Origin of the sequence: Agromyces sp. SYSU T00194 (genome assembly GCF_040496035.1) — a bacterium.
Classification (GTDB): Bacteria; Actinomycetota; Actinomycetes; order Actinomycetales; family Microbacteriaceae; genus Agromyces; species Agromyces chitinivorans.
Genome location: NZ_JBEPJZ010000001.1, coordinates 619,816 through 639,397, shown reverse-complemented (window position 1 = coordinate 639,397; position 19,582 = coordinate 619,816). Strand labels below are relative to the sequence as shown.

Below are 19,582 nucleotides of genomic sequence, written 5' to 3'. Positions count from 1 at the left end.
CGCCTTCGTCGTTGCGCAGATCCGCGCGCGGCGGCGCCACCCGAACACATGCAGATCAGCGCGATCCTCCGCGAAAGCATGCAGACACGCCGCGCTTCGCGCGCCGCTGCACGTCTTCGCTACGCGCCGCCCCGGAGCTGGGCGACGACCGCGGTCATCTCGGGAACGTGTCGGGAGACCGTCGTCCACAGCACCGCCGCATCGACTCGGTCGTAGTGGTGCACGACATAGTCGCGGTTCCGTGCGGCTTGGGACCAGACCGGGTCGTCGAACCGCGCGGGGTCGGCGCTCGTGAGCCGCTTCGCGAGGTCGCCGACGCGGTTCGAGAGCGCCTCGAATGCAAGCGGTAGCGCGGGGTCGGTGTCGAAGGCATGGCGCCCGCGCGCGACGAGGTCGTGGGTCGTCGCAAGCGTCGTCTCGAGGTCGTCGAGCCACCGATCGACGCGGTCGCTCTCGTTCACAGGGGCTGAGCTTCGTCGAGGATGCTGCGGTCGCGAACGGGATCGAGGGCTCCGTGCGAGACGACGTCGACCTTGCGCTCGAGCAGCGCCTCCATGTCGACCTCGAACTGCGCGAGATCGAACAGCGATGCGTCGTCGTTCGGAACGACGAGGAGGTCGACATCGCTGGCCGGCCCGTCGTCCCCGCGAGCCACCGAACCGAACACCTCGACCGAACCCAGCCGGTTCGCGCGGGCGAGGCGCTCGATCAGCGCGCGCCGCCGGTGCAGGACCTCGCGAACGGACCTGGGCGTTGCAGGTGCGTCGGGGCGGTCGCCGATGGCCGGTGCGACGGAGGAGTAGGGAACGAGCACCGCCTCGGGCTTCCGATGCGAGCCGATGATGACGGGAGCCGCCGTGTCGCCGTGCGCGCGGAACTCGCGCAGCACTGCTGAGAGCTTCGCGCGTGCCTCCGCGACCGGCATGACGGGGTTCGCGGGGCTGGAGACGGTCGTGCTCATGGACTGATGGTAGCAAAGATGTACATATTTACGTACAGAATTGCGGAGTTCTCGGCGGGGTGACCAGCGCCGGGCACGAGGCATCCGCTCGCCTCTGGCAGCCGTCGGCGGGCGGCGGTACCCTCCTCGTGTGGACCTCCACCACGCGGATACCGCCGCGGAGGCGAGCACCGCGTACCCCCGCCACGACGACCGGGCGCACATCGAGGCGATCCGGCGGTCGCCGCTGGTGCGGCGCATCCGCGAGTCGGTGATCGGCGACGACCAGGTCGTGCCGGGGCCGTACGGCCCGCGGCGCGTGACCTACGCCGACTACACGGCGTCGGGGCGGGCGCTGAGCTTCATCGAGGACTTCGTGCGCGACGAGGTGCTGCCGCGGTACGCGAACACGCACACCGAGTCGAGCGGCACGGGCCTGCAGACGACCAGGCTGCGCGAGGACGCGCGTGCGACGATCCGCGACGCGGTGGGCGGTGACGACGACACGGTGGTGATCTTCACCGGCGCGGGATCGACCGGCGCGATCGACAAGCTGGTGGGGATGCTCGGGCTGCGCGTGCCGTCCGCCCTCGACGATCGGTACCACCTCACCGCCGCGATTCCCGACGACCAGCGGCCGGTGGTCTTCATCGGCCCGTTCGAGCACCACTCGAACGAGCTGCCCTGGCGGGAGTCGATCGCCGACGTCGTGACCATTCCGCAGGACGCCGACGGGCACATCGACCAGGCGGCACTCGAGGCCGAGCTGATCCGGTACGCCGACCGCCCGCTGAAGATCGGCTCGTTCTCCGCCGCGAGCAACGTGACCGGCATCGTGAGCGACACCGTCGGCATCTCGACGCTCCTGCACCGGCACGGCGCGCTGTCGTTCTGGGACTTCGCCGCCGCGGCACCCTACATCGACGTCGAGATGTACCACGGCCCGCCCGCACGCGCCCTCGCGACCGGCGCCTACAAGGACGCGATCTTCCTCAGCCCCCACAAGTTCATCGGCGGGCCTTCGACGCCCGGAGTGCTGGTGCTGCGCCGCGAGCTCGCGACGAACCGGGTGCCCGACGTACCGGGCGGCGGCACGGTGGCGTTCGTCAACCCGACCGAGCACGAGTACCTCGCCGACGTCGCCCACCGCGAGGAGGGCGGCACGCCGGCGATCGTCGAGTCGATTCGCGCCGGGCTCGTGTTCGGCCTGAAGGACGCCGTCGGCGTCCCGGCGATTCGCGCGCTCGAGGACGACTTCCTGCGCCGCGCGATCGCGGCCTGGCACGACGAGCCCGCCATCGAGGTGCTCGGCAACCTCGACGCCGAGCGCCTGTCGATCGTCTCGTTCGTGGTGCGCGCGCCGAGCGGCCGCTACCTGCACCACAACTTCGTCGTCGCGCTGCTGAACGACCTGTTCGGCATCCAGTCGCGCGGCGGCTGCTCGTGCGCCGGCCCGTACGGCCACGAACTGCTCGGCATCGACATCGAGCGCTCGCACGAGTTCGAGCGCGAGATCGCCCGCGGCTGCGAGGGCATCAAGCCCGGCTGGGTGCGCATCAACTTCAACTACTTCATCTCGGAGAGCGTCTTCGACTACCTCGTCGAGGCGGTGCGGCTCGTCGCCCGAGACGGGTGGCGGATGCTGCCGGACTACACGTTCGACCCCGACTCCGGCCTCTGGCGCCACCGGCGCGGCCCGGCCGAGCCGCCGCTGCGCCTGCACGAGGTGTCGTACGACGCCGACGGGCGGCTGACGTATCCGCACCACGACGACCGCGCGCCGGAGTCGGCGCTCGCCGGGTACCTCGCGGAAGCCAGGCAGCGGTTCGCGGCGGCGGGCGGCGGCGGTTCGGAGGCAGCGGGGGTGACGGATGCGGCTGCGGCCATGCATCCGTTCGAAGAGGTGCAGGTGACGGATGCCGCAGAATCGCCGCCTCCGCCCGCCGACGCCGATCGGGCCGGCGCCTCGCCGAGGGCGCTCTCCGCCGACTTCGAGCACCTCCGCTGGTTCGACCTCCCGGCGGTCTGCCTGACGAAGTAGCGGTCAGGAGGATGGTTCGAGCGCCATTCGCAGGTCTGTCTGACGGAAGTCGTCGCCGATGCAGAGCAGCGGTTCGCTGCGCGAGCGCGCGAGTGCATAGGCGAAGCAGTCGCCAAGGTTGAGGCGCGCCGGGTGGCCACTGCCCTTTCCGTAGTCGCGATACGCGGCGCGGGCGATGCGCGCGAGCGCGGCGTCGATCGGCACGATCTCGATGCCGGCCTCGGCGACGAGTTCGTCGAAGCGTGCGCTGAGCACGGGGTCGCGGTTCGCGTCGACGACGACGGATGCCTCGATGAACGTGCCGGCCGACATGGACGTGCTGGTCGAGGACGCGAGCGCGGCGATGCAGGCCGGCGCGGCGGGCTCGTTCCGGAGGATCGCGATGAGCGCCGACGTGTCGACGATCACCGGGGGAGTCCGCGGTCGTCGTAGAGCAGGTCGCCGTGGTCCGCGGTACGCAGGTCGTCGCTCCAGCGGCCGGCGGCATCGGCTCCGATGGCGGCGAGCCGCTCGACACGCTGCGCGGAGCGGGAGTCGTCGGTCGCCTCGGTGCGCTCGAGCCGCTCGCGCAGCGCGGTCGTGATCGCTCCGGTGATGCTCTCGCCGGTCGCAGCCGCGAGCCGCCGAGCGAGCTGCTCGGCCTCCGCGCTCTTGATGCTCAACGCCATTCCACCATTCTACCTCGGCATGACTGCCGGTATATACGACCCAGCCCCGCCTCGCAGCATCGCGAATCCGAACGCACGCGCGTTCGAGTGACCCGGCCGGCCGTCTGCATCGACCAGCCCGAGGCGCAGGAGCATGCGATCCACGCGGGTCGGCCCGAACTCGCTCGAGTACTGCCCCGACCGATGCGCGCTTCGCGCCTGCTCGAGCGCGAACCGACGCACCGTCTTGCCGCCGCACGCGAGGTCGACCGCACGTGCGGCGATCTCGGGGTCCGCGCCCGACAGGCTCATGAGCTGACGTGCGAGCTCGTACCAGAGCGTCACGGGTTCAGGGAGGATCCGGTCGCGCACCGCGACGAGCGTGAGCATGCGGCCGCGCTGCGTCCGAACCAGATGCAACGCCTTCAGGTCGTCGCCCAGCTCGCCCGCTGTCTCCGCATCGATGCCGTCGGGCCCGCCGGCCGCCCGGAGGAGCGCACGGATCTGGGCGGTACCCCGCTCCACCTCCTCGATGTCGAGCATCGGCGGGTCGAGTGCTCCGAGCTCGACGAGGTCCATGCGCAGCGCGCGGCGGGCCACCTCGCCGGCGCCGCGCGTCGCGACGTCGAGGGGCTCCCACCCGGGAGCACGCACTGACTGCGTCACCTGGTCGCTCGCCCCGAACCGCAGCGCGAACTCGTGCTGGAGCGAGATGCGGTGCGTCGGGTCGCCGAGCTCGCCGAACGCCGCCTCGGTGCCGGACCGCGGAACCGCGCCCGCGCCGTCGATGAGGTTGGCGGATGGCGCCGACGCATCCGTCGTCGCCTCATCGCGCACGCCGACGGTGATGCGGTGGCGCCAGGTGTGGTCGGACGTGCCGCTGCGCGCGTCGAGCGGACGGTACTCGAACTCGAGCGTGCCGCCGAAGCGCTCGAGCACGTGGTCGAGGTTCCACTCCGGCTCGACGCGCCGCTGTACCTTCGGGTCCCAGTCGACCGCGTCGCCGTAGCGGCAGCGGGCGCACCGGCACCCCTCGTCGTACCCGCCGTACTCGTCGACGGGCGCGGGATGGTGCGGGCGCGCCGGCGTGAGGATGCGCTGCCCCCAGGCATCCGCCTCGCGACCCCACCACGGAGTGTGCATGGTGCCGAACCGCCAGCTGCCGGTGCCGGTCCAGCCGAAGGCGAGCAGGATCGCGTCGGCGAGGGTCGCGAGGCCGAGCGAGGCGTCGATGGCGATCTCGCGCCAAGGCGGGTCGTCGCCGGCGCGGAGTTCGACGCGGACGGTGAGGCGCGGGCGTGGAAGGGTGTCGGATGCGGGCATGCGACCAGCGTCGTTGGCGTGGCGCTCGTCGGGGCGAATCGGACGGGCAGGTGCTCGCGGTGGCGCGGGGACCTGCCTGTGGAGGGGCGGCGAGGGTGAGGGGGCGCAGGGCGGCGAGCGGATGCCTCCGGACGACGACGCGCCAGAGGCATCCGCCCCGCCCCTCACACCATCGACAGCTCGCGCTTCGCCGCCTCGAGCCGGCCGAGCCGCTGCCAGGTGTCGACGACCGTGTCGGGGTTCAGCGAGATCGACGAGATGCCCTGGGCCATGAGCCACTCGGCGAAGTCGGGGTGGTCGCTCGGGCCCTGGCCGCAGATGCCGACGTACTTGCCGCGCGAGACGCACGCCTCGATCGCCATGCTCAGCAGCTTCAGCACCGCGGGGTCGCGCTCGTCGAAGACGCGGGCCATCTCGGCCGAGTCGCGGTCGACGCCGAGGGTGAGCTGGGTGAGGTCGTTCGAGCCGATCGAGAAGCCGTCGAAGTGGTTGAGGAACTCGTGGGCGAGCACGGCGTTGCTCGGCACCTCGCACATCATGACGACCTGCAGGCCGTTCTGCCCGCGGACGAGTCCGTTCTCGGCGAGGGCCGCGATGACGCCCTCGGCTTCGGCGATGGTGCGCACGAACGGGATCATCAGCTTGATGTTCGTGAGCCCCATCTCGTCGCGCGCGAACTTCAGGGCCTCGCACTCGAGGTCGAAGGCCTCGCGGAAGCTCGGCGCGACGTAGCGCGACGCCCCGCGGAACCCGATCATCGGGTTCTCCTCGTCGGGCTCGTAACGCTCGCCGCCTATGAGGTTGGCGTACTCGTTCGACTTGAAGTCCGACATGCGCACGATCACCGGGTTCGGCGCGAACGCGGCCGCGAGCGTCGAGACGCCCTCGGCGATGCGCTTGACGAAGAAGTCGCGCGCGCCGGAGTAGGCCGCGATGCGGTGGCGGATCTCCGTGGCGATCTCGGGCGCCTGGTCGTCGAGCTCGAGCAGCGCGCGCGGGTGGATGCCGATCTGGCGGTTGATGATGAACTCGAGCCGGGCGAGGCCGATGCCGTCGTTCGGCGTCTGGGCGAAGTTGAACGCCTGCTCCGGGGTGCCGACGTTCATCATGACCGCGGTCGGCAGCTCGGGCAGCTCGCCCAGGTCGCTGTACTCGACGTGGAAGTCGAGCACGCCGTCGTAGACGAACCCGGTCTCGCCCTCGCCGCACGAGACGGTGACCTGCTGGCCGTCGACCAGCGCCTGGGTGGCGTTGCCGGTGCCGACGACGGCGGGCACGCCGAGCTCGCGCGCGATGATCGCCGCGTGGCAGGTGCGCCCGCCGCGGTTCGTGACGATGGCGGATGCCGTCTTCATGACCGGCTCCCAATCGGGATCGGTCATGTCGGCGACCAGTACGTCGCCCGGCTGGAACTCGTGCATCTGGTCGACCGAGGTGAGCACGCGGGCGGCGCCGGTGCCGATCTTGTGGCCGATCGCGCGCCCCTCGGCGACGACCGGTCCGCGCTCGGCGAGCGTGAACCGCTCGGTGCGGCCGGTGCGGCGGGCGACCACCGTCTCTGGGCGGGCCTGCACGATGTAGAGCGTGCCGTCGATGCCGTCCTTCGCCCACTCGATGTCCATGGGGCGGCCGTAGTGCTGCTCGATGCTCACTGCGTACCGTGCGAGTTGCTCGATCTCGGTGTCGGTGAGGCTGAAGCGGCGCGCCTCGGGCTTCGTCACCGGCACGAAGTCGACGGTGCGGCCGACGTGCTGCGACTTCGTGTAGACCATCTTGGTCGCCTTCTCGCCGACCGTGCGCTTCAAGATGGCGGGGCGGCCGGCGTTCAGCGCCGGCTTGTAGACGACGAACTCGTCGGGGTTCACGGCGCCCTGCACGACACCCTCGCCGAGTCCGTAGGCCGACGTGATGAGCACGGCGTCGGCGAACCCCGACTCGGTGTCGATGGTGAACATGACGCCCGACGAGGCGAGGTCGCTGCGGACCATCCGCTGGATGCCGACGGACAGCGCGACGTCGAGGTGCGCGAAGCCGTGGTGCACGCGGTACGAGATGGCGCGGTCGTTGTAGAGCGACGCGAACACCTCGTGCACGGCGCGCAGGATCTGGTCGATGCCGCGGATGTTCAGGAACGTCTCCTGCTGGCCGGCGAAGCTCGCGTCGGGCAGGTCCTCGGCGGTGGCGCTCGAGCGCACGGCCCAGGACACGGGGTCGTCGGGGTCTTCGTCGGCGGTGAGCGTGGCGTACGCGTCGCGGATCTCCTGCTCGAGTTCGGCGGGGAGCGGCGTGTCGATGATGTCGGTGCGGATGCTGCGGCCGGCGCGCGCCAGCGCGAGCGTGTCGGAGCTGTCGAGCTCGAGCAGCGTGGCGGCGATGCGGTCTTCGAGGCCGGTCTGGCCGAGGAAGGCGCGGAAGGCATCGGCCGTGGTGGCGAACCCGCCGGGCACGTTGACGCCCGCGGCGCCGAGGTTGTGGATGAGCTCGCCGAGCGAGGCGTTCTTGCCGCCGACGCGCCCGATGTCGTCCATGCCGAGCTGGTCGAGCCAGAGGATGTTGGCCACGGTGGGTGTCCCTTCATGAGGTGGCAGGCACCGGGGGTGTCCGGTCAGACGAGAGTGGCTCATCTCGGGGCGGTTTCGGTGACGGATGCTCCTGAAAGAATCGCCGTTCTTGACTGTGAACCGTTGAAATCACTCTCTTGCCGCTCGCCGAGCACTGAGAACCGCTCGATGTTTCGTGCGCATGTCGGCGGGCTGGGCGCGTGCTGCGCCCTGTGCTGAGCCGCGCCCACCGCTTGACTACCGCACGGTAGTGCTGCAAACTGACTACCGAAAGGTAGTTGTCTCGGGCGACTACTCATCAGTAGTCAGGAGCCGCGATGTCATTCCAGATGCACCCGCGCACCCTTGCCGAGATCGGCCTCGCGCTGCAACAGGCCCGTGCTGCCGCGGGTCTCAGCCAGCGCGACCTCGCCGCCGACCTCGGCATCTCGCAGCGCTACCTCTGGGAGCTCGAGTCTGGGAAGGAGTTCCAGGCGATCAGTCGCCTCCTCGACGCATTCAACGCGACCGGAGTCGACATCATCCTCTCGGTGCCCGAAGGGGCGGACATCGAATCGATCGAAGCCAGGGGAGCCGCAGCTCGCAGCGACGCGCGAGCTGACGAGGAGTCCTGATGCCCGAGACGGTGCTCAATGTCGAGTTGCACGGCGACCACGTCGGCACACTCCGCGGCGACCGCGACGGATTCGACTTCCAGGCCGACGTCGAGGCGGTCCGGAGCTACGGGCTCGGCAGCCGTGTGCTCTCCGTGGCAGTGCCGCTCGTCGCTCGAGCGAACCCGCGCAACCGAGGCATCCGCGCCAACTTCTTCGCCGAGCTGCTGCCGGAGGGCCGTGCACGCGACCGCCTCGCAGTGGAGGCCGGCGTTCGGCGCGATGACGTGCTCGGAATGCTGGCCGCCTACGGCCGCGACGTGGCGGGTGCCCTGCAGATCTGGAACCCCGAACAGCCGGGCGAGCCGCGGACGCCCGCCGTCGAGCCCGTCGACGATGCGGGAGTGCGGCAGATGCTCGCTGAGGTCGCGATCGCACCGCTCGGCAACAAGCCGCGCCGCGGCAAGACCTCGCTGAACGGGGTGCAGTCGAAGATCGTGCTCGTGCGCACCGAGACCGGATGGGCGCGCGCGCTCGACGGCTATCCGTCGACGCACATCGTGAAGCCGATCGTGGGGGAGTTCCCCACGATGATCTTCGACGAGGAGTACGGATCCCGGTTCGCCAGGGACCTCGGGCTCGCCACGTTCGACACGCGACTCCAGGCCTTCGACGGCGTCATGGCGCTGGTCATCGAACGCTACGACCGGTCGGCAGCGTCGCCTGACGGTCGAGTCCACCAGGAGGACTTCTCGCAGGTGCTCGGGCTGTCAGGCGATGACAAGTACGAGACGTACGGTGGTGTCGGCCTGTCGAGCGTCGCGTCGCAGCTGGATCGCGCGGACCGCGAGCGACTCCTCCGCATGCTCACCCTGTCGGTCGCGGTGGGCAACCTCGACTTCCACGCGAAGAACATCTCGCTCCTGCACGACCGCGTCGGTGGCGTCGAGCTCGCCCCGATGTACGACATCGTTCCGCAGACCCACTACGACAACGATGGCGAGATGGCGTTCCGTGTTGCAGGCGAATTCCAGCACCGTCTCCTCACGCGAGCGCACCTGATCGACGAGGCGAACTCATGGAAGGTGCAGGATGCCTCGGCGCTCATCGACGGCGCGCTCGACCGCATCCGGGCGATCGCGACGGCCGAGTCGCCGCACGCCGGCGCCCATCCGGGCCTGCAGCAGACGGTGATCCGGTTCACCGACAACCTCGCGGCAGGTCGCGCTGCGGGCGACGATGGCGATGGCACGTTCGATCCCGAACTCGGAAGTGCTGCACCGCGCCCCACCGGGTGGATCCGCGGCTGAGCTCGCCGCGGAGAGGGCCCGCGATGGTCGGCAGGCCGCGCGCTACGCGAGCAGCGGCTCCAGCCGCGCGGCCGCCTCGCGCAGCACGGCGAGCAGGGGCTCGGGCGACGCCGCGCGGGCGGGCGTGGTCGCCAGCGCGATGCCGGCGACGAGCGCGCCGCGGTCGTCGCGGATCGGCACCGCCAGGCATGCGCGTCCGGGCACGATCGGCGAGGTCATCGACACGAAGGCGGCGGATGCATCGAGCAGCAGCCCGCCCAGCGCCGACACGTGGGGGTCGCGCGAGATGCGCACCTCGTCGCTCAGGGCGAAGTCGGGGTCGGCGTCGACGATCTGCAGGATGCCGCCGTCGTAGCGCACGAGGTGCACGCCGGCTCGCACGCGGCCGCGGAGATCGTCGACCACCTGGCGCACGGCGCGCGGCGGTGGCGCGGTCGGCACGAGCGTCGCGAGCTGCGTCACCTTGCTGCCGAGCGCGAACCCAGACAGGTCGGGCAGCCGCACGAGGTACTCCTCCTGCACGAGCAGGTTGAGCAGCCGGTACGCGGTCGCCCGCGGCATGCCGAGGCTCGTCGAGACCTGCTGCGCGGTGACGCCGGGCCCCAGTCGCGCGACCTCCTCGAGCACGTGCAGCGCGTGCTGGATCGCCTTCGGCTGCCGCGCTCGCAGCTCCACGCCGCTCGCTGATGGTGGGACGGCGGATGCCTCGGGCGCACCCGCTCCTGAATACCGACCGGGCGCCCCTGAATTGCGCTCGTCATCGCGGGCGGCCGTTCCTGAGAACCGATCGCCCGCTCCTGAGAAGCGACCATCGGCGCGCGGCGGCGGCCCCGGGGCATCCGCTCGCCGCTCAGGAGCCGCCACGGCGCCCGCCCCAGACGTCGGCGATCGTGGGCACGTCGTAGACGCCCCGGATGCGCGGGTGCCGCAGCGCGAACGACGCGCGCAGCCCAGCGAGCACGACCGTCACGACGAGCACGCCGACCATGACCCACACCGCGCCGGCGCGCGCGCCGGTCGACTCGACCACGAGGTACGCGACGAGGATCACCGCGACGCCGACCGCCCCGGCCGCGGCGACGACCGTCGAGCGCCAGCCCGACTCGCCGATGCGCCACAGGAACACCGGCGCGGCGACGCACGCGAGGAAGTACGCGACGAGGTATCCGGTCGCAGCGCCCAACAGCAGCCACTGCATGGTCGGCCAGAGCGCCGCGCCGAGCAGCACCGACACGATCGGCACGACGGTGACGAACGACATGCTGAGCGCGACGGCGGCGACGGGGGTGCCCGAGCGGCTGCGGGTGCGTCCGAGTGCGCGCGGCAGCAATCCCTCGCGGGCGAGCGCGAAGAGCACGCGGGTCATCGCGGTCGCCGAGGCGATGAGGCACGCGAAGAGCGAGGCCGCGATCGACAGTTCGAGCACCGCGCCGAGCCAGGGCATGCCGAGCGAGGCGGTGACGCCGTCGACGGGGAAGAAGCCGTCGCCGCCGCGGAGGTCGTCGGCGTCGATGCCGGTGAGCTGGGCGTATCCGGTCAGCAGGTAGAGGCCGGCCGACACGAAGACGGTCCAGACGATCGCGCGGGGGATCGCGAGCAGCGGCCGCTTCGCCTCGCCGCCGAGGGTGGACGCCGACTCGAAGCCGACGAGGGCGGTCATCGCGAGCGCGGTGGCGACCAGCAGCTCGGCGCCCGAGACGCCGCTCGGATCGAACACCGCGAAGGTGCGGTTCGCCATCATCGGGGCATCCGTCGCCCACAGCACCGCGAGCAGCGCGACGGTGAGCAGCGCGATCGCGCCGACCGACACGACCTCGACGATGAGGGTCACGCGGGCAGACCGACGGATGCCCCGGACGAGGATGAACAGCGCCCCCGCACCGAACACGAGCATGAGCACGACGGCCCACACGGCGGGCGCGCCGGCGGTCGGCAGCACGAAGTCGGCGAGCGAGAGGGTCGTGTAGACCGTGCCGACGAGGGCGAACATGGCGACGAATCCGTAGCCGATGAGCTGCGCGACGCCGCCGACGAGGGCGGCCGACGAGCCGAGGCCGCGGGCGATGTAGGCCGAGACGCCGCCCGGCGCGGCCATCCGCCGGCTGAACTGGTTGATGGTGGATGCGACGAGCAGCGTGACGCCCGCCGCGAGCAGCATCGGCAGCAGCGAGGCCGTGCCGGTGACCGCGGCGATGATCGCCGGGATCGTGAGGGCGGCGCCTGCGGGCGCGACGGCCGAGACCGACTGGGCGAGCACCTCGACGGCGCCGACGCTCCGGCGGTCGAGGCCGGCGACGGGGGACTCGGCGTCGAGGCCGGGCACCGGTTCGGGGTTCGCGATCGCGCGTTCCAGGGCGGACATCAGCGGGCTCCTCGGGTGGTGCGGTGGTGCGGGTGTCGCGCCCGCGACGATACCCCGCCCCGGTTTCCCGCACGCCACCCGCGTGTTTCGGCCCCGTGTCGCCCAAATGAGACACCGCCCCGACCCCGGTCCCAATTGGCGCCGACGAACTTTCACCCGCATCCGACACCCCTGCAACACGAGACCACGAGGCTGGCCGCACCAGCCCTGCAACACCCACCCCCGCCTCGTCGAAAGGGATCCCCATGACCACCCAGGAAGGCTCGGCCCCCACGACCGAGACCACCGCGCCGAAGAAGCTGAGCGGTTCGCTCGGCGTCGTCGCCATCGTCTTCATGGTCGTCGCCGCAGCGTCGCCGCTCACCGTCGTCGGCGGCTCGGTGCCGCTCGGCATCGCGTTCGGCAACGGCGTCGGCTTCCCGTCGCTGTTCGTGTTCTCCGGCGTCGTGATGCTGCTGTTCTCGGTCGGCTTCGTCGCCATGACCCGGCACGTGCCGAAGCCCGGCGCGTTCTTCACCTACTCGGGCTACGGCCTCGGCCGCCCGATGGGCCTCGCCACCGCGTACCTCGCCTGGCTCACCTACACGACCGTGCAGGTCGCGGTGCACGCGTACGTCGGCACCATTATCGGCGCCTCGATCGCCGCCCTCGGCGGGCCGGACATCCCGTGGTACGTCTGGGCGCTCGCCGTCGTCGCGCTCGTCGGCCTGCTCGGCTACCGCCACATCGACCTGAGCTCGAAGGTGCTCGGCGTGCTGCTCGTGCTCGAGGTCGGCATCGCACTGATCATGTCGCTCGCCGTGACGTTCACGGGCGGCGCCGAGGGCCTCTCGCTCGACACCTTCGCGCCCAGCGAGATCACCTCGGGCGCCCCGGGCGTCGGCCTGATGTTCGCGATCGCCGCGTTCATCGGCTTCGAGGCGACCGCCGTCTTCCGCGACGAGGCCCGCGAGCCGGGTCGCACCATCCCGCGCGCCACCTACGCGGCGGTCATCGCGATCACCCTGTTCTATGCGTTCGTCAGCTGGGCCGTCGTCATGGCGTGGGGCCCGTCTGAGGTCGTCGCCGCCGCCCAGGCCGACCCGGAGGGCCTGGTCATCGCGACCGCCGCCGCCTACCTCGGCCCGGTCGGCGAGATCGCGATCAACGTGCTGATCATCACCGGCATGTTCGCGTGCGTGCTCTCGTTCCACAACGTCGTCACCCGCTACCAGCTGTCGATGTCGAACGCGGGCGTGCTGCCTTCGAGCCTCGCGAACGTGCACCACAAGCACCTGTCGCCGCACACGTCGTCGCTCGTGCAGACCGGCACCGCCGCGGCGCTGATCGCCCTGTTCGCGGTCTTCGGCATGGACCCGGTGGCGCAGGTCTTCACCTGGCTCGCGGGCATCGCGACGCTCGGCATCATCATCCTGATGTCGATCACGTCGGTCGCGGTCATCGCGTACTTCCTCCGCACGAAGAAGGACTCGCGCGTGTGGAACACGATCATCGCCCCGGTGCTCGGCCTCGCGGGCCTGCTCTTCTCGGCGGGCGTGATCGTCGTGGGCTACCCGATGCTCGTGGGCGACTACGACGCGGCCGGCAACCCGGTGTTCGGCGTAACCACCTGGATCTGCCTCGGCATCATCGTCGCCTTCCCGGTCTTCGGCTACCTGCAGGCGGTCTACCTGCGCAAGGCGAAGCCCGAGATCTACCGGCGCATCACCGAGGCGATCGGCGCGCAGTAGCAACTGAGCGGATGCCCCGGGCGTGCGCCGGCCCTCGGCCCACGCCCGCCCGGGGCATCCGCCCGGCCGCCCGCCCGCGGCCGCCCCGGGGCATCCGCCCCCCACGACTCCGCGGGGTCCGTTCCTCACATCCGGATCCTGCGGCACCCGCCCACGCAGCAGACTTCACGAACCACCGCCCCCGTAAGGAGCACCCCATGACCATCACCGAACACGGACTCCACGGCCACGCGCACGCCGCGGCGGACGCGGCCGCGCCGCATCCGCTCGCCGACCTCAGCGCCGCCGAGATCACGCGCGTGCGCGAGCTGCTGATCGCCGAGCTCGCGCTCGCCGCCTCGACCCGCTTCGCGTACGTGGGCCTCGAGGAGCCGCACAAGCGCGAGGTGCTCGCGTGGGAGGACGGCGGGCCGCTGCCCGAGCGTCGCGTGCGCGTCATGCTGCTCGACCTCGCCGACGGCAAGTCGACCGACCTGCTGGTCTCGCTCACCTCGGGCGCGATCCTCAGCACCGTGGTGCTCGACGGGTCGGAGGGGCAGCTGCCCATCCTCGTCGAGGAGTTCGAGATGGTGGGCGACATCGTCGCCGAGGATCCGCGCTGGCACGAGGCGCTCGCCGCCCGCGGCGTGACCCACGACCAGGTCGTGTGCGTGCCGCTGTCGGCCGGTCACTACGGGTACGAGGAGGAGGCGGGCACGCGGATGCTGCGCGTCTTCGCCTTCCGCATGGACCACCCGAAGGACCACCCGTGGGCGCACCCGGTCGACGGCCTCGCCGCGTACATCGACGTGATCAACCGCAAGATCACGCGCCTCATCGACACCGAGCCGTACCCGGTGCCCGCCGAGCACGGCAACTTCGACGACCCCGAGCTGCAGGGCCCGCCGATGACCTCGCTGAAGCCGATCGTCATCACCCAGCCCGAGGGCCCGAGCTTCGACGTCGACGGCGACGAGGTGTCGTGGGCGAACTGGAAGTTCCAGATCGGGTTCGACCCGCGCGAGGGGCTCATCCTGCGGCGGCTGCGCATCGTCGACGGCGACCAGGAGCGTCCGGTCATCTACCGGGCGAGCGTGTCGGAGATGCTGGTGCCCTACGGCGACCCGCAGGCCACGCGCTTCTGGCAGAACTACTTCGACACGGGGGAGTACCTGTTCGGGCGGTTCACGAACTCGCTGCAGCTCGGCTGCGACTGCCTCGGGGAAATCACGTACTTCGACGCCACCTTCGCGGATGAGCTCGGCAACCCGACGACCATCCAGAACGGCATCTGCATGCACGAGGAGGACTACGGCACGCTGTGGAAGCACAGCGACATGTTCACCGAGTCCGACGAGGTGCGCCGCGCGCGTCGACTGGTGATCAGCTTCTTCACCACCGTCGGCAACTACGACTACGGCTTCTACTGGTACCTGTACCTCGACGGCACCATCGAGTGCGAGGCGAAGCTCACGGGCATCCTCTTCACCTCGGCCTACCCGGAGGAGGGCTACCCGTACGCCACGCAGGTCGCGCCGGGCCTCGGCGGGCCGGCGCACCAGCACCTGTTCAACTTCCGCCTCGACATGATGGTCGACGGCCTGGCGAACGCGGTCGACGAGGTCGACGCGGTGCGCGTGCCGATCGGCCCGGGCAACGAGCACGGCAACGGCTTCACGTTCTCGCGCACGAGGCTCTCGACCGAAGCGGATGCTGCGCGCGACGCGGACGGCTCGGCCGGACGCGCCTGGCACATCGTCAACACCGAGAAGACGAACCGTCTCGGCCAGCCCACCGGATACGTGCTGCACCCGACGCCCACGCCGACGCTGCTCGCCGACCCGTCGTCGTCGATCGCGTCGCGCGCCGAGTTCGCGACGAAGCACCTGTTCGTCACGCAGTACGACCCGGCCGAGAAGTACGCCGCGGGCGACTACGTGCACCAGAACCCGGGCGGCGACGGCCTCACCAAGTACCGCGCGGGCGACCGCTCGATCGACGGCGAGGACATCGTGCTCTGGCACACCTTCGGCCCGACGCACTTCCCGCGCCCGGAGGACTGGCCCGTCATGCCCGTCGACCACGCCAAGTTCACGCTGAAGCCGTACGGCTTCTTCGACCGCAACCCGGTGCTGAACGTGCCCGCCACGACCGCGCACGGCACGGGGTCGCACGCGACCGGGTCTCACGCCGGCTGCGCGCACTGCGCGGGTGACGCGGGCGCGGCGTGCAGCTGCGGGCACTGAGCGCGGTTTCGCTGGGTCTGGCACTTTTCAGGACCGGTATTCAGGAACGGATGCCCCGATGACCGAGCTGCTCCACGCCGGCATGGTGATTCCCGCCTCGATCGGCGTCTGCTGCTCCGTCGGCGCCGGTGCCTGGTCGACCCCCGCTGCGGGGTCGGCCGGGCGCCGCCGCGCGGTGCTCGTCGCCGTGCTGGGGCAGGTGCTGGCCGTGGTGGCCTCGCTGCTCATGCTCGGCGCGATGGTCGACATGGCGTTCTTCGCCGGGGCCGTGCCCGGGTGGGCGGGGCGGTCGGTGGCGTGGGCGGCGTCGATGGTGGCGGTGGCGATCGCCGTCGTGGCGGCGGCGCGTGCTGCCGGCGGTGTCACGCAGGTGGACCTGCACCGCGCGCTCGGGCTCGTGGTGACGGCCGCGCTCGTCGTCGCGCTCCACGCCGGCGCCGCTGGTTCCGGAGCCGCTGCCTCGGGCGCCCATGCTGGCCACTCGCCGACCTCGTTCGCCCCGGTCATCGTGGCCGGCGCACTCGCCTTCGCCGCCTACAGCGCGTGGCACGCGCTGCGCGCACACCGCTGCGGTGCGCGCCTCCGCACCCTCGACGCGGCAGCCATGTCCGCGATGACACTCGCGATGCTCATCGTGTCGATCCCGCTGGGGTGATACGCGTCACGTCGTTCCCGCCCCGCTAGCGATGAGTTCCGCTGCTGGTCACCGCCGGTCCGCAGCGCGCGCGGCGAGGATCTCGTCCGTGGAGATACGCGGATACCGGCGGGCGTGCTCCCGAATCGTCGCCAGAGCGTCCTTCACCGATGGCCCCGCAGCGAGCCGCGCGAGTTCCGCGCGCAGGTACTCCTGCAGTGACCGCCCCGACCGACGAGCCCGCGCAGCGAGTTCGTCCAGCACGTCGTTGGGTACCGCCCGAATCGTGATGTCCACCGGCATGTCTTCAGGCTAGCTTCGCGCCTGCGCTCTTCGCAGTCCTGATCTACGAGAACATGCCCGGTGCGCCGGAAACAACCGAGTTTTCTCGAGAGAACTCGCTTTTCTCTGGAACAGGAAACAACTCCTCCTGGAGGAGAAAACCTACCTGCGGCGTCTGCGCCCGAGCGAGCACGTGATCCAGCCGATGCAGCAGTTCGCGAACACCGTCGGCAAGAACGCGACCGACAGCGCCCTCATCATCGACGCGATGGACCTGATCTACACGGGCCGCTTCCAGGCGTTCTGCATCGTCTCGAGCGACAGCGACTTCACGCGCCTTGCATCCCGAATCCGCGAGGACGGCGTGACGGTCTACGGCTTCGGCGAGCGCAAGACCCTCGGCGCCTTCCGCAACGCCTGCGACCGCTTCACCTACCTCGACGTGCTCGATGAGGCGACGACGGCTGGGCGGACCTCGCCGCCGTCGGTTCCCTCGTCCGCAAGCAGCGCCCCGACTTCGACTCCCGCAACTGGGGTTACGCGAAGCTGTCGGACCTCGTGCGCGAGGTCGGCCTCTTCACGGTCGGCCCGCGCCCCGGCGGCGGCGTGCGCGTGAAGCTCAAGCCCCGCCCCAACGCCAAGTCGGCTCCAGCAGCCTAGGTTCCCGCGACCGCTCCGACCGCCACACCCACAACCGCGAAGAGCGCAACGACCGCAGCCGCCATCACGACCCCGCCCCACATCAACCGGCGCCGTCGCGCCCGCACGACCTCCAGGCGCAGCCGCTCGAACGCGTCGTGATCCGCCTCCACAACCTCACCGCTCTGCCCCCACGTCGACGGCAGGGCAGCGGATGCCACGAGCCGCCCCACCTCCTCGGGCGCGAGCACCACGGGCCGGCCCCGCAGCCACCGCGCCAGCGCATCCGCCGGCAGCACGACCACCCGCGCCGGACGCTCGCGCACGGTCAGCCGCCGGGCGCCGACGATCGCGAGCACCGGCGTCGCTTCCAGGGGCATCCGTGTCGCCGTCGACAGCAGCTTCGCGGTGCGGTTCGCCTCGTGCTCGGCGTTGCGCAGGTGGTCGGTGCGCTGCCCGTTGACGAGGATGCGGCGCGCGCCGACCCACACCGACGCGCCGCGGTGGTGCTTCGTGTTGATCGTGAACACCCCGCCCGGCCCGATCACGACGTGGTCGAGGTCGCTGCCCGCAGTGCCGACCGGAACCGAGTGCAGCACGTGCCACCCGTCGCCGAGTCGCTCCAGCCGCCGCGCGACCTCGAGCTCGCCGAGCGCTCCGACGTACCAGGGCTCCGCCGCCCGCCCGAGCGGCGAGACCCCGAAGATCCGCTGCATCGCGCTGTTCGGCGGCACGCTCGCCTGCTCGCGCAGGCACTCTGCGATGACGGATGCCGCGGGGCGGCGCCGCGCGAGGTCACCCACGCCCACGTATTCGCTCACGAGTCTCAAGCTAGTGCTCGGCACCGACGTCATAGAGTCGAAGCACGAACGGCGTCGCGCCGATCAGTCTGGGGGCCCGAATGACCGACGGAGTCGACGGTGTGGTGCAGGTGGCCCTCGCGGCACGGATCGCTGCGCGCCAGCACTTCGGTCAGCTCGACAAGCTCGGTGCGGCCTACATCTCGCATCCGGCTCGGGTGGCCGCGTCACTGGAACCGAGCGGCGATCTCGTCGCCGTCGCGGCCGGATGGCTCCACGACGTGATCGAAGACACCTACCTCGGCGATCGACGGATGACCGCCACGGACCTCCTGCAGGAGGGAGTCGCTCCGGAGGTCGTGGAGATCGTGGTGCTGATGACGCGAACCGACGACGTGCCGTCCGACGAGTACTACGCCCGCCTCGCCGCGCACCCGGTCGCGCGACAGGTCAAACTCGCCGACATCGCCGACAACCTCCTCCCGTGGCGCGTCGCGAAGCTCGACGACTCGAAGCGTGAGCAGCTCGCTGCGAAGTACGCGCACGCGCGCGAGGTGCTGAGCGCGGGGGCGCGATAGATCCGGCCCAGGCGAAGCTCGACGAGTGTCCGGATGCGCAGCCGCGCCCAAAGCCGCTGGGCATCCTGCGCGGTGGGGGATGTCGGCGTGTGCATCCTGTTCAGCCGTTTCCTTGAGTCGTTCGCACTTCGTTCGTGACCGAGTCGAAAGTCGCTACCGAACCGAACGTGCTCCCAATCAAGGTGATCGAGAACTCACGGTGGTCGGACGACGTGCTGTAGACCAGCTCCGCGCCCGGAGGCAGGGGAGTGAGGAATGTCCCGTCAGGTGCGATGACGGAGGTCGCGTCGGTCGTGACGGCGAGCGATGCCGGCCACTCGGACCCACTCGCGTGGTGGTACTGCAGGACGAAGGCTGCTGAGCCCGCCGCTTGTGCGAGTTGGGCGGCCTCGATCGCAGCGGTCGTCGGCTCGGGGAAGTAAGAACCTGCGGCGAGTGCGCCGAACGCTCATCCTCGGGGTCCGCTGCGGACGGTGCATCCGCTTCAGGAGGTGCTGCTGCTACACCTGTGCCGGACGAGCCGACCCAAGACTGTGGCGCAGGCAGCGGCGAGGCAGTCCCAACACTCGCGATCGCCGCGAGCACGTAGAGCGACACGAGGATCGCACTAGTCCCCGCGACAACACCTCCGTACGTCGCCACCGACGGGCTCGCGGCTCGGCTCCGGAACCTCGGAATAGCTGTGAGGCCCGCCCAGATCGCGAACGCACCGAACCCAGCAGGCCAGAGCACGAGCGACGCGCGTCCCTAATAGGGAGCGAGCAAGGCGAACAACAGCGCGACTACCCCGACGACGAGTGCGGTGGCGGTGAGCGCCCACGCCCACCCGAGCCCTTCGACGTGCCCTTCCCCGCGAAGGACGGTTCGACCGGCCCGCTCCGGCTTCGAACGCCTATTGGAGGTCTCGGGTGGTGACC

The 19,582-nt window shown here is 70.8% G+C and carries 17 protein-coding genes and 2 pseudogenes; 9 read left to right on the top strand and 10 right to left on the bottom strand.

Features of this window, described 5'->3' with window-relative positions:
* Positions 1-119: 119 nt before the first annotated feature.
* The gene (locus tag ABZK10_RS02960; RefSeq protein WP_353807693.1) at positions 120-461 is read right to left on the bottom strand and encodes a HepT-like ribonuclease domain-containing protein; all 342 of its coding nucleotides are present in this window, start codon (positions 459-461) and stop codon (positions 120-122) included.
* Positions 458-961: a nucleotidyltransferase domain-containing protein gene (locus tag ABZK10_RS02955; protein WP_353807692.1), complete on the bottom strand. Its 504-nt coding sequence runs from the start codon at positions 959-961 to the stop codon at positions 458-460. Before ABZK10_RS02955 ends, ABZK10_RS02960 begins: the two co-directional genes overlap by 4 nt.
* A 130-nt stretch (positions 962-1,091) precedes the next feature.
* Between ABZK10_RS02955 and ABZK10_RS02950 the strand changes: the two genes are divergently transcribed.
* Complete coding sequence (locus ABZK10_RS02950) at positions 1,092-2,981, top strand: aminotransferase class V-fold PLP-dependent enzyme (RefSeq protein ID WP_353807691.1); 1,890 nt, start codon at positions 1,092-1,094, stop codon at positions 2,979-2,981.
* Between the two features lie 3 nt (positions 2,982-2,984).
* Here the strand turns inward: ABZK10_RS02950 and ABZK10_RS02945 are convergent, their stop codons facing one another.
* The 4 genes from ABZK10_RS02945 to ppsA all read right to left on the bottom strand — a co-directional run bounded on the left by ABZK10_RS02945 (position 2,985) and on the right by ppsA (position 7,512).
* On the bottom strand, positions 2,985-3,389 hold the full coding sequence (locus ABZK10_RS02945) for a type II toxin-antitoxin system VapC family toxin (protein WP_353807690.1): 405 nt from the start codon (positions 3,387-3,389) through the stop codon (positions 2,985-2,987).
* Positions 3,386-3,649 (bottom strand): type II toxin-antitoxin system VapB family antitoxin, encoded by a 264-nt coding sequence (locus tag ABZK10_RS02940; protein ID WP_353807689.1) that lies wholly within the window; start codon positions 3,647-3,649, stop codon positions 3,386-3,388. The genes ABZK10_RS02945 and ABZK10_RS02940 overlap by 4 nt, the downstream gene beginning before the upstream one ends.
* 9 nt (positions 3,650-3,658) lie before the next feature.
* Positions 3,659-4,951 carry an IS1096 element passenger TnpR family protein gene (locus ABZK10_RS02935; protein WP_353807688.1) on the bottom strand — a complete coding sequence of 431 codons (1,293 nt, stop codon included), beginning with the start codon at positions 4,949-4,951 and terminating at the stop codon, positions 3,659-3,661.
* Between the two features lie 164 nt (positions 4,952-5,115).
* Complete coding sequence (gene ppsA, locus ABZK10_RS02930) at positions 5,116-7,512, bottom strand: phosphoenolpyruvate synthase (RefSeq protein ID WP_353807687.1); 2,397 nt, start codon at positions 7,510-7,512, stop codon at positions 5,116-5,118.
* A 317-nt stretch (positions 7,513-7,829) separates the two neighbouring features.
* Here ppsA and ABZK10_RS02925 point away from each other — a divergent pair, with 317 nt between their 5' ends.
* Both ABZK10_RS02925 and ABZK10_RS02920 read left to right on the top strand, forming a co-directional pair.
* Complete coding sequence (locus ABZK10_RS02925) at positions 7,830-8,126, top strand: helix-turn-helix domain-containing protein (RefSeq protein WP_353807686.1); 297 nt, start codon at positions 7,830-7,832, stop codon at positions 8,124-8,126.
* A complete protein-coding gene (locus tag ABZK10_RS02920) occupies positions 8,126-9,415 on the top strand; it encodes a type II toxin-antitoxin system HipA family toxin (protein WP_353807685.1) in 1,290 nt (429 codons plus the stop codon). The genes ABZK10_RS02925 and ABZK10_RS02920 overlap by 1 nt, the downstream gene beginning before the upstream one ends.
* A 42-nt stretch (positions 9,416-9,457) precedes the next feature.
* On the opposite strand, the gene ABZK10_RS02915 is transcribed toward ABZK10_RS02920, so the two are convergent.
* Both ABZK10_RS02915 and ABZK10_RS02910 read right to left on the bottom strand, forming a co-directional pair.
* Positions 9,458-10,090 carry a helix-turn-helix domain-containing protein gene (locus ABZK10_RS02915; protein WP_353807684.1) on the bottom strand — a complete coding sequence of 211 codons (633 nt, stop codon included), beginning with the start codon at positions 10,088-10,090 and terminating at the stop codon, positions 9,458-9,460.
* 175 nt (positions 10,091-10,265) lie between these two features.
* Positions 10,266-11,777 carry an APC family permease gene (locus ABZK10_RS02910; protein WP_353807683.1) on the bottom strand — a complete coding sequence of 504 codons (1,512 nt, stop codon included), beginning with the start codon at positions 11,775-11,777 and terminating at the stop codon, positions 10,266-10,268.
* A 245-nt stretch (positions 11,778-12,022) separates the two neighbouring features.
* Here ABZK10_RS02910 and ABZK10_RS02905 point away from each other — a divergent pair, with 245 nt between their 5' ends.
* The 3 genes from ABZK10_RS02905 to ABZK10_RS02895 all read left to right on the top strand — a co-directional run bounded on the left by ABZK10_RS02905 (position 12,023) and on the right by ABZK10_RS02895 (position 16,387).
* Positions 12,023-13,507 (top strand): APC family permease, encoded by a 1,485-nt coding sequence (locus ABZK10_RS02905; RefSeq protein ID WP_353807682.1) that lies wholly within the window; start codon positions 12,023-12,025, stop codon positions 13,505-13,507.
* 197 nt (positions 13,508-13,704) lie between these two features.
* Positions 13,705-15,732, top strand: a complete 2,028-nt coding sequence (locus ABZK10_RS02900; RefSeq protein ID WP_353807681.1) for a primary-amine oxidase — start codon at positions 13,705-13,707, stop codon at positions 15,730-15,732.
* A gap of 58 nt (positions 15,733-15,790) precedes the next feature.
* Complete coding sequence (locus tag ABZK10_RS02895; protein WP_353807680.1) at positions 15,791-16,387, top strand: hypothetical protein; 597 nt, start codon at positions 15,791-15,793, stop codon at positions 16,385-16,387.
* 48 nt (positions 16,388-16,435) lie between these two features.
* Here the strand turns inward: ABZK10_RS02895 and ABZK10_RS02890 are convergent, their stop codons facing one another.
* On the bottom strand, positions 16,436-16,669 hold the full coding sequence (locus ABZK10_RS02890) for a FitA-like ribbon-helix-helix domain-containing protein (protein WP_353807679.1): 234 nt from the start codon (positions 16,667-16,669) through the stop codon (positions 16,436-16,438).
* A gap of 184 nt (positions 16,670-16,853) precedes the next feature.
* On the opposite strand from ABZK10_RS02890, the pseudogene ABZK10_RS02885 reads away from it, so the two are divergent.
* Together ABZK10_RS02885 and ABZK10_RS02880 are read left to right on the top strand one after the other, a co-directional pair.
* A pseudogene (locus tag ABZK10_RS02885) lies at positions 16,854-17,030 on the top strand (NYN domain-containing protein); the annotation flags it as partial.
* Between the two features lie 134 nt (positions 17,031-17,164).
* A pseudogene (locus ABZK10_RS02880) lies at positions 17,165-17,308 on the top strand (OST-HTH/LOTUS domain-containing protein); the annotation flags it as partial.
* On the opposite strand, the gene ABZK10_RS02875 reads toward ABZK10_RS02880, so the two are convergent.
* Positions 17,305-18,108: a nuclease-related domain-containing protein gene (locus ABZK10_RS02875; RefSeq protein WP_353807678.1), complete on the bottom strand. Its 804-nt coding sequence runs from the start codon at positions 18,106-18,108 to the stop codon at positions 17,305-17,307. The pseudogene ABZK10_RS02880 and the gene ABZK10_RS02875 overlap by 4 nt on opposite strands.
* Positions 18,109-18,188: 80 nt before the next feature.
* Here ABZK10_RS02875 and ABZK10_RS02870 point away from each other — a divergent pair, with 80 nt between their 5' ends.
* The gene (locus ABZK10_RS02870; protein WP_353807677.1) at positions 18,189-18,665 is read left to right on the top strand and encodes an HD domain-containing protein; all 477 of its coding nucleotides are present in this window, start codon (positions 18,189-18,191) and stop codon (positions 18,663-18,665) included.
* The last annotated feature ends 917 nt before the right edge of the window (positions 18,666-19,582 follow it).

Excerpts from the sequence above, each read along its gene's own strand:
- ABZK10_RS02900 (WP_353807681.1), top strand. The coding sequence starts at position 13,705 with ATGACCATCACCGAACACGGACTCCACGGCCACGCGCACGCCGCGGCG.
- ABZK10_RS02870 (WP_353807677.1), top strand. The coding sequence starts at position 18,189 with ATGACCGACGGAGTCGACGGTGTGGTGCAGGTGGCCCTCGCGGCACGG.
- ABZK10_RS02935 (WP_353807688.1), bottom strand. The coding sequence starts at position 4,951 with ATGCCCGCATCCGACACCCTTCCACGCCCGCGCCTCACCGTCCGCGTC.
- ABZK10_RS02940 (WP_353807689.1), bottom strand. The coding sequence starts at position 3,649 with ATGGCGTTGAGCATCAAGAGCGCGGAGGCCGAGCAGCTCGCTCGGCGG.
- ABZK10_RS02905 (WP_353807682.1), top strand. The coding sequence starts at position 12,023 with ATGACCACCCAGGAAGGCTCGGCCCCCACGACCGAGACCACCGCGCCG.
- ABZK10_RS02925 (WP_353807686.1), top strand. The coding sequence starts at position 7,830 with ATGTCATTCCAGATGCACCCGCGCACCCTTGCCGAGATCGGCCTCGCG.
- ABZK10_RS02890 (WP_353807679.1), bottom strand. The coding sequence starts at position 16,669 with ATGCCGGTGGACATCACGATTCGGGCGGTACCCAACGACGTGCTGGAC.
- ABZK10_RS02920 (WP_353807685.1), top strand. The coding sequence starts at position 8,126 with ATGCCCGAGACGGTGCTCAATGTCGAGTTGCACGGCGACCACGTCGGC.
- ABZK10_RS02910 (WP_353807683.1), bottom strand. The coding sequence starts at position 11,777 with ATGTCCGCCCTGGAACGCGCGATCGCGAACCCCGAACCGGTGCCCGGC.
- ABZK10_RS02955 (WP_353807692.1), bottom strand. The coding sequence starts at position 961 with ATGAGCACGACCGTCTCCAGCCCCGCGAACCCCGTCATGCCGGTCGCG.
- ABZK10_RS02895 (WP_353807680.1), top strand. The coding sequence starts at position 15,791 with ATGACCGAGCTGCTCCACGCCGGCATGGTGATTCCCGCCTCGATCGGC.